10 protein-coding genes, 1 tRNA gene and 1 pseudogene are annotated in these 7,989 nt (G+C 58.9%); 8 read left to right on the top strand and 4 right to left on the bottom strand.

Annotated features, from left to right (window positions below; genetic code table 11):
• From LKD37_RS16220 to LKD37_RS16200, 5 genes are all read left to right on the top strand, one after another.
• A partial coding sequence (locus LKD37_RS16220; protein ID WP_302930125.1) for a BadF/BadG/BcrA/BcrD ATPase family protein occupies positions 1-405 on the top strand: 405 nt, incomplete at its 5' end.
• 48 nt (positions 406-453) lie between these two features.
• The gene (locus tag LKD37_RS16215; protein ID WP_302930124.1) at positions 454-621 is read left to right on the top strand and encodes a hypothetical protein; all 168 of its coding nucleotides are present in this window, start codon (positions 454-456) and stop codon (positions 619-621) included.
• Entirely contained in the window at positions 621-1,358 is a 738-nt protein-coding gene (locus LKD37_RS16210) for a carbon monoxide dehydrogenase (protein WP_302930123.1), read from the top strand. Before LKD37_RS16215 ends, LKD37_RS16210 begins: the two co-directional genes overlap by 1 nt.
• 152 nt (positions 1,359-1,510) lie before the next feature.
• A complete protein-coding gene (locus LKD37_RS16205) occupies positions 1,511-2,203 on the top strand; it encodes an iron-sulfur cluster assembly scaffold protein (protein WP_302930122.1) in 693 nt (230 codons plus the stop codon).
• Positions 2,204-2,218: 15 nt separating this feature from the next.
• The gene (locus LKD37_RS16200) at positions 2,219-3,220 is read left to right on the top strand and encodes a GGGtGRT protein (protein ID WP_302930121.1); all 1,002 of its coding nucleotides are present in this window, start codon (positions 2,219-2,221) and stop codon (positions 3,218-3,220) included.
• Between the two features lie 66 nt (positions 3,221-3,286).
• Here the strand turns inward: LKD37_RS16200 and LKD37_RS16195 are convergent, their stop codons facing one another.
• From LKD37_RS16195 to LKD37_RS16185, 3 genes are all read right to left on the bottom strand, one after another.
• Positions 3,287-4,588 carry a sensor histidine kinase gene (locus LKD37_RS16195; RefSeq protein WP_302930120.1) on the bottom strand — a complete coding sequence of 434 codons (1,302 nt, stop codon included), beginning with the start codon at positions 4,586-4,588 and terminating at the stop codon, positions 3,287-3,289.
• Positions 4,589-4,851: 263 nt separating this feature from the next.
• Positions 4,852-5,049 carry a 50S ribosomal protein L32 gene (rpmF, locus tag LKD37_RS16190; protein WP_022177970.1) on the bottom strand — a complete coding sequence of 66 codons (198 nt, stop codon included), beginning with the start codon at positions 5,047-5,049 and terminating at the stop codon, positions 4,852-4,854.
• A gap of 52 nt (positions 5,050-5,101) precedes the next feature.
• A complete protein-coding gene (locus LKD37_RS16185; RefSeq protein ID WP_302930119.1) occupies positions 5,102-5,605 on the bottom strand; it encodes a YceD family protein in 504 nt (167 codons plus the stop codon).
• A 143-nt stretch (positions 5,606-5,748) separates the two neighbouring features.
• On the opposite strand from LKD37_RS16185, the gene LKD37_RS16180 reads away from it, so the two are divergent.
• From LKD37_RS16180 to LKD37_RS16170, 3 genes are all read left to right on the top strand, one after another.
• Entirely contained in the window at positions 5,749-6,705 is a 957-nt protein-coding gene (locus LKD37_RS16180; protein ID WP_302930118.1) for an RluA family pseudouridine synthase, read from the top strand.
• Between the two features lie 506 nt (positions 6,706-7,211).
• A tRNA-Thr gene (locus LKD37_RS16175) sits at positions 7,212-7,287 on the top strand.
• A 57-nt stretch (positions 7,288-7,344) separates the two neighbouring features.
• On the top strand, positions 7,345-7,545 hold the full coding sequence (locus LKD37_RS16170; protein WP_302930117.1) for a hypothetical protein: 201 nt from the start codon (positions 7,345-7,347) through the stop codon (positions 7,543-7,545).
• Here LKD37_RS16170 and LKD37_RS16165 read toward each other — a convergent pair.
• Positions 7,494-7,989: pseudogene (locus tag LKD37_RS16165) on the bottom strand (hypothetical protein); the annotation flags it as partial. The gene LKD37_RS16170 and the pseudogene LKD37_RS16165 sit on opposite strands and share 52 nt — an antisense overlap.

Raw genomic sequence — 7,989 nt, 5'->3', positions numbered from 1 at the left:
GCCGGTACCGGCCGCTTCTACGAGGCCATGGCCCGCAGCTTTGAGATGAGCCTGCCGGAGTTCTCCAACCTGTCCCTAACGGCCAGGAACGTAATCCCCATCACCGCCCAGTGCACGGTGTTCGCCGAGTCCGAGGTCATCACCCTGGTGGGCGAGGGCAAGCCCATGGACGAGATCGCCGCGGGCATCCAGATGGCCGTGGCCAAGCGCTGCTTCGTCATGGCCAAGAAGGCCGGCGCCACCGACGCCATCACCCTCACCGGCGGCTGCGCCAAGAACGCCGGTCTGAAGCAGGCCATCGAGCGGGTGCTGAAGCTGAAGGTCATCGACCTGAAGACCGACCCCCAGCTGATGGGCGCTCTGGGCGCCGCCGAGTACGCCCGCCAGAAGGGCATGGCCCGCTGAGGGAATTAGGCCCCATCTGCCGCAGGCGGCAGAGGAAAGGAGACAACTATGTGTAAGTTTTTGAAGGTATTGGGCAAGATCGCGGCCATTTTCTCCGCCATCATCGGCGTCCTGTTCGTGGTGTACTTCTGGAACCTGGACCAGAAGCTGCTGGGCTGGGCCTATGTGCAGGTGAACAAGATCTTTGACCGGAAGAAAGTGGACATCAAGTTCTGATGGAGCTGTATAATTCGATCATCCGCAAGGTGGAGGAGCTGACCGGCTCCTCCACCCCCCGGCGCTGCCCCTATGACCCCCAGGGGGCCTGGGAGGACACAGGCTCCTTTGAGCTGGTAATGCTGCGGGACGCCGCCTATGAGCTGGGCGGCAGCAGCAAGCCCGCCGTGAATTTCACCTGCGTCACCACCAGCGCCCAGCTGGTGGAGCAGGACGAAATTCTGGTTTTCGGCCCCGACCTCACGGAGCTCCGGGGCGACAGCGCCTATGCCCGCATCGCCCTGCTGCGGGTGGGGGACATCGAGTCCGACGACGAGGACGACACGGAGCAGGCCTTCCGGGCCATCCAGGACATGGACTTCGTGAAATACCATGTGTTCCCCAAGGGATACATGATCCGCACCTCCTCCGAGTCCAACCGGGAGCAGGTGCGCCTGAGCAGCGCCGCCCTAAAAAAGGGCATCAGCTTCCGGGCCGTGGGCAACGATTTCATCCGCCAGTATAAGCAGAATCCCAACATTCTGGCGGTGAAGCTGATTTTCATCACCGCCCCGGACGCGGACTATGCCGCTCTGGAGCAGGAAGCCAAAACGGTCCGGGATATCACCATGAGTCTCAGCAAGATCCTGGAGGGTATGCCCACCGACTGCGGCTCCTGCAACCTCAAGCCCATCTGCGACGAGGTGGAGGGTATGCGCGAGCTGCACTTCGGCAAGGAGAAGCACACAACGGAATAACGCCCTTTTAGGCCAAAGCGGGCATCCGGAGCGTGGATGCCCGCTTTTTCGCTGCATGGAACGTTCGGAATATTACTTGCAAATTCACGGAAGACTTGCTATAATGGGGTACAAGAGGACATCCCTCATTATTTAGAAGGAAGGAATTCGCTATGATCTATACCACCGAGGTACAGCATATGTGTCCCGTTGCCAAGGGCGCTTATCACGGTCCGGCTCCCATTCCCGAGGAGGGCAAGTGGGTCCAGGCCAAGGAGATTTCCGATATTTCCGGGTTTACCCACGGCATCGGCTGGTGCGCTCCCCAGCAGGGCGCCTGCAAGCTGACGCTGAACATCAAAAACGGCATCATTGAGGAGGCGCTGGTGGAGACCATCGGCTGCTCCGGCATGACCCACTCCGCCGCCATGGCCTCCGAGATTCTCATCGGCAAGACCATTCTGGAGGCTCTGAACACCGACCTGGTGTGCGACGCCATCAACACCGCCATGCGTGAGCTGTTCCTGCAGATCGTCTATGGCCGGTCCCAGTCCGCCTTCTCCGAGGGCGGTCTGTCCGTTGGCGCTTCCCTGGAGGACCTGGGCAAGGGTCTGCGCAGCCAGGTGGGCACCATGTTCGCCACCAAGGCCAAGGGCCCCCGCTATCTGGAGATGGCCGAGGGCTATGTCACCCGGGTGGCCCTGAACAAGGAGGACGAGATCGTGGGCTATGAGTTCATCAGCCTGGGCAAGATGATGGACTTCATCAAGAAGGGCGACGACGCCGCCACGGCTCTGGAAAAGGCCAAGGGGCACTATGGTCAGTTCGACAATGCCGCCAAGTATATTGACCCCCGGCAGGAATAAGAGGAGGACGGAAAAATGGCACTGTTTGAAAGCTACGAAAGAAGAATCGACAAAATCAATGGCGTCCTCGCTCAGTACGGCATCGGCTCCGTGGAGGAGTGCCGGGACATCTGCAAGGCCCGGGGCTTCGACCCCTATGAGATCGTCAAGGAAATTCAGCCCATCTGCTTTGAAAACGCCTGCTGGGCATACACCGTGGGCGCGGCCATCGCCCTGAAGTCCGGCGTCAAGACCGCCGCCGAGGCCGCCAAGATGATCGGCGTGGGCCTGCAGTCCTTCTGCATCGACGGCTCCGTGGCCGACGACCGCAAGGTGGGTCTGGGCCACGGCAACCTGGGCGCTATGCTCCTCAGCGACGAGAGCAAGTGCTTTGCCTTCCTGGCGGGTCACGAGTCCTTCGCCGCCGCCGAGGGCGCTATCGGCATCGTGAAGAACGCCAATAAGGCCCGCAAGCAGCCCCTGCGGGTGATCCTCAACGGCCTGGGCAAGGACGCTGCCCAGATCATCAGCCGCATCAACGGCTTCACCTATGTGCAGACCCAGTTCGACTACTACACCGGCAAGCTGAACATCGTCCGCGAGATCCGCTATTCCGAGGGCGAGCGGGCCGACGTCCGCTGCTACGGCGCCGACGACGTCCGGGAGGGCGTGGCCATCATGCACCACGAGGGCGTGGACGTGTCCATCACCGGCAACTCCACCAACCCCACCCGCTTCCAGCACCCTGTGGCCGGCACCTATAAGAAGGAATGCATCGAGCAGGGCAAGAAGTACTTCTCCGTGGCCTCCGGCGGCGGCACCGGCCGCACCCTGCACCCGGACAACATGGCCGCCGGTCCCGCCAGCTACGGCATGACCGACACCATGGGCCGTATGCACTCCGACGCCCAGTTCGCCGGTTCCTCCTCCGTGCCCGCCCACGTGGAAATGATGGGTTTTTTGGGCATGGGCAACAACCCCATGGTGGGCGCCACCGTGGCTGTGGCCGTTGCCGTGGAGCAGAGCCTGAAAAACTGAATCCTGTCATAGATAGCTGCAGCCCCCGCCCGGCGCAATGCCGGGCGGGGGCGATCTATATACCTGTCACATTTCCGGCTCCCGCAGGAACAGGTCCACCAGGAATTCATTGTGCTCCACATGGCAGGTGAAACTGCCGTCATACCTCCCGGCCAGCTCCCGGAGGATATGGTGCCCGATTCCCCGCTCCAGCTCCGGGATTCGCCGGTCATGGGAAACAGGTCCCACCGGAGCCGGGTTCTGCTCCCGGATGTGCAGATACTCCCGCTCCATACCAGCAGAGAGGGCGATTCGCTTCTCCCCGGCATTCCGGCAGGCCTCCGCCGCGTTGTCCAGCAGGTTGCCGAAGGCCACCACCATATCCGCGTTCCGGATGCCGCACTCCGCCGGGACAGCGACCTGGAACTCTACGTCAAAGCCCTGGGCCTTCAGATCCTCCGCCCGGGCATACAGGAAGGCGTCCACCACCGGATTTTCGCAGCTGCCCAGGTCGGACTTGTAGCGGCTGACCTGGGACACCTCCGCAAAGTAGTCCTGGGCCTGCGCATACTGCCCCTCCTTCAGCAGCAGATCCATGGTGTACAGATGATTGGCGATGTCGTGGCGGATCCGGCGGATGTTCTCATACTGGGCCGTGATGGCCGCATAGTGCTCCTTCTGGCGGTCGATCTGCTGGGCCAGCAGGTCGTTTTCCGCCTGCAGCTCCACCCGCTGGGCCATACCGCGAACCGCCGTGAACAGGGCGGCGTCCGCCGCCACGCAGGTAACCAGCCCCGCCAGCAGAATCCACATGCGGTTGGCGCTGAAATCCAGCCGGCACAGCATCATCCAGCCATACAGCAGCAGGCACTGGCTGACGGGAAACAGCAGGTACAGAGCCCACTCCCTTCCGGACAGGCGATATTTATAGCGGTTCATCAGCAGGGTGAACATCCACAGGAAAAACGCCGACGCCGACAGGAAGATGGCATAGGACGTCAGCTGCACCGGGATGGGCTGAAAGGTCAGCCCCTGGCGCAGCTGCTCCGGCGTCAGCAGAACGGCTGCCGATATCATATCCGCAGCCGACATGATCAGCACCGCCGCCACGCCGCAGAACAGACACCTGTACCATTTATCCCGGAACAGCACCATATCCACCAGCGGAAAGCTCACCAGTGCAATCATACCCCGTATCATCCCCGTCTCCGGAAACGGGATCGCCGGGAGCACAAACAGCAGATAGCCGACGGCGAAGCCCAGGACCATCACCGGCCAAGAAAAGCGCCGGGTCAGGATCCGGCAGCAGGAAACCGCCTGGATTAGGTAAAATATGGCATTTCCAAACAGCATCAGGAAGGTCAGACGCATCATATGGATCTCTCCCATTCATCTATATCAGCTTGTCAAAAAAGTCTTTTTCGACAAGCTGTGTGCGGTTTTCCAGAACTTAAAAAGTTCTGGAAAACCTGTGATTGCAAACGAAAGACACCCCTGATGGGTTTCTTTTGTAACGATCTTCCTTTCCGATGGCGGAAGATTTCCGGTTTTTTCGACAGTCTCATCTATATACAACCATTTTAGCCGAAAATTGGGCAAAAAGCAAGGAGGGAAGATGAAAATCTTCCCTCCTGACAAGGACACACGGTATTTTACTTGCCTGCTGCCACAGACTCAACGTGCTTGACCTCGCGGCCGTTATAGGTACCGCACTCCGGGCACATTCTGTGAGGCAGATGCAGCGCGCCGCACTTGGGGCATGCCACGAGACCGGGAGCCGCCAGCTTCCAGACGGAGCTGCGTCTCTTATTGCGTCTTTGCTTGGATACTTTTCCCTTAGGTACTGCCATGTTGACACCTCCTTGGTCTTAACTGCCTGAGCAGTAATGTATTTTCATATTCTCACTCGTCGTCCTGTGCAAGCAGCTGAGCCAGCTTGGCAAGTCTGGGATCGACCTGCTTCTTGCAGCGGCATGCCTCGCGGTTGAGGTTCACGCCGCAGCCTGGGCACAAGCCTTTGCAGTCCTCGGAGCAGAGGGTTTTCGTGTCCATATCGAGGATGAACGCGGTGCTGGCCAGATCCGCCAGATCCACCTCGTCGTGGTCCAGCAGAACAATGTCGTCATTCTCCTGATCCTGCTTCTCCTCCGCCAGAATGCAGGAGAAGGACGCAGTTTTGGGAGAGTCGAACTCCTCCATGCACCGGTCGCATACGCAGCGAAGCGTTGTACTGGCCTGAAGCTCACACAGCAGCACACCCGCCTGGTTATACACCCTGCCGTCCACAGCAACCGGGTGAACCACGGGTCTCTCCCCACCGAACTCCAAGTCGGACAAGTCCATCTCAAAATGGAAATCCTGGCTGGCGCCGGGGGTATGCAGAATCCGGTTCACATTCAGAATCATAGTACACCTCGCAATGACACGAGTAGTATTATACTGAATTTCACTCTCTTTGTCAAACATTTTCTCACAAATATTTTGACTTTTTTGAAAAACAAGGTAGAATAAGAGCAGACTGGAATTCTATCGGTAAGGGAGGCCCCTCTATGCGGGAGATCACCATCGGAAAAAACGACGCCGGGCAGCGGCTGGACCGCTTCGTGTCCAAGAGTCTGCCCCTGCTGCCCCCGGCGCTGCTGCAAAAATACATCCGCCTCAAGCGCATCAAGTGCAACGGAGCCCGGGCCCAGCGGGACCAGCGGCTCCAGGAGGGGGACATTCTGCAATTATACATCAACGACGAGTTCTTTGACAAGCCCCGGGAGGACAATCTTTTCCTGACCCTGTTCAAGCCCAGCCTGGACATCGTGTATGAGGACGAGAATCTGCTGCTGCTGAACAAGCGCCCCGGCCTGGTGGTCCACGCCGACGAGACGGAGAAGGTCAACACCCTCATCAACCACATCCAGGCGTATCTGTATCAGAAGCGGGAGTGGAACCCCCGGTGGGAGAACGCCTTCACCCCGGCCCTGTGCAACCGCATCGACCGCAACACCGGCGGCATCGTCATCGCCGCCAAAAACGCCGAGACCCTGCGCATCATCAATGAGAAGATCCGAGACCGGGAGATCGACAAGCGGTACCTGTGCGTCACCCTGGGCCGCCCCCGTCCCCCGGAGGGCGAGGTGTCCTGCTTCCTGCTGAAGGACGAGCAGAAAAAGCAGGTGTCTGTCTATCACCGGCCGGTGCCCGGCGGAAAAACCGCCGTCACCCGCTACCGGACCTTAGAAACCCGGGGGGAGCTGTCCCTGCTGGAGGTCCAGCTGCTGACGGGCCGCACCCACCAGATCCGGGCCACCATGGCCGACCTGGGCTGTCCCCTGCTGGGAGACGGCAAGTACGGTAACGGCGCCGCCAACCGCCGGTACGGCGAGACCCGGCAGGCTCTGTACTCCTATCGCCTGACCTTCGACTTCCCCACGGACGCCGGCCTGCTGGAATATCTCCGCGGCCGCAGCTTCCAGGTGGACCATGTCCCCTTCCGTGACAAGTATTTTGGCTGAGGCCCTGCATCAACCTCTGTCATATCTGCAAGAAGGACAGCTTTTGACCCAAATCCGGAAATTATGTGATTATGTAAACTGATTTGCCGGATTTCTCCCTGTGCACTTCCCTGTTTTGCGGTCTGGTAAAAAGCTGGTAAAATTGTCGAAAATGATTGCGCTGTACCGGTTTTTGCCTTTGTGGAAAACCCTGTGGAAAATGTGGATAACTCCTTGTAAAGCGTTTCCGGAACAAGCATTATGTAAACGGATAATTCTTTCACGATCCCGTCAGAAAAGTCACGAAAATTCCCCGTTTCGACAAAAGCTACGCATTTCTGGCTCACCGGTCAAGACCCTCAAACTGGCTTCCCGCAGCAAGGAATTGTTTCTCCTGAGGAAATTTTCTGCACCTGGGGCTTCATGATTACGCGCCGTATTCCCTGCCGGAGCACAAAATTTATGGTTGACGGGCAGGGCAAAACATGGTACAATACAGCTTGTGACTTCCCCTCGGAAGCACATGTGCTTGTGTGGCTCAGCTGGCAGAGCAGCTCACTCGTAATGAGCAGGTCGCCGGTTCGAATCCGGCCACAAGCTCCAAAAGTGACCGTATTCTTCTGAATACGGTCACTTTTATAACTTTTCAAAGAATTTGTAATGAATAAAAAGCGTCTTGACGTCCGCCGTATCCACCTCGGGATCACGCCCAAGGCTGACGCTAAGCAGAAGATTGAGGCCGCGCTGACGGATGAGATTGAGATGAAGCTCAATGAAGCGGATAAGGCCGCAGCCGCAGACAGCGTGCGCTACAAGGAGAACGAGGTTTTCAGCCGCCGCGACTTACGAAAGCAAATATAAACCCATACAGGCCAAAACGCAGTCCCGTCTGAAACGGGGCTGCGTTTTGCTGTCTGCACACAATGCGGCCTACGCCGCGCTGCTGGGCGCGAAGACGCACATGGACGGATAAAATGCAGCTTGTTGCTGCCCCAGGACAGGTCCGTCAGAGTGTCGCCCAGGTAGGCATAATTGTACGTCGTGCCGTTGACCGTCTTGGAAATGCGCTTGCCGTCGGCATTGTAGCCGTAGGCGATGCTGCTGCCGGTCTTGCTCATGGACGCCAGCTGGCGGCCGTGCTGCCAGCCGTAGGTCCATGTGCCGTCGGACAGAGGGTTGCCTATGGCGTCGTAGGTGATGGACTTCCCGTTATATGCTGTCAGCAGGTCCGGCCAATCAGCGTTGCCGTAGGTATAGGTGCTGCTTGCTGTCCGGACGTGGGGGGGGGGGGGGGGGGGGGGGGGG

The sequence above is a fragment of the Brotocaccenecus cirricatena genome (assembly GCF_020687045.1).
Lineage (GTDB): Bacteria > Bacillota > Clostridia > Oscillospirales > Oscillospiraceae > Vescimonas > Vescimonas cirricatena.
This window is presented reverse-complemented; position numbering and strand designations above follow the sequence as displayed.